At 59.2% G+C, this 306-nt stretch carries 1 pseudogene; it reads right to left on the bottom strand.

The features are described from left to right. Positions 1-306 (bottom strand): annotated as a pseudogene (locus tag P3L18_RS28240) (HNH endonuclease); the annotation flags it as partial.

Genomic DNA, 306 nt, shown 5'->3' with positions numbered 1-306 from the left:
TGATTTTGGTGATGGTGGTGTCACACGACAACAGTTTGGCGGTGGCTTCGGTGATGGCACCCATGTTCTGCAAATCCCCACCGAGTGCCGGGTTGTCCGCTGACCAGGTCCACAACAGGCCGTTGGTCGGTTTCGACGAGAAGGTGGTGTCCGCTAATCCTTGTGCCGCCAACTCCACGATCGTTTCGAACGCGGCCGCGCAGATCTGTTCGGGTGTCCGCGGATCGGGGGAGCCGTCGGGTTGAGGTTTGGGCGCCGACAAGGTTTCCATCAAAGTACGTGTTTTCTCGCCGGCGATGATGTCGA

The organism is Gordonia sp. N1V (genome assembly GCF_029269935.1).
Classification (GTDB): domain Bacteria; phylum Actinomycetota; class Actinomycetes; order Mycobacteriales; family Mycobacteriaceae; genus Gordonia; species Gordonia polyisoprenivorans.
Note: the sequence above shows the minus strand (reverse complement) of the source record. Positions and strands in the feature narration are given on the sequence as shown.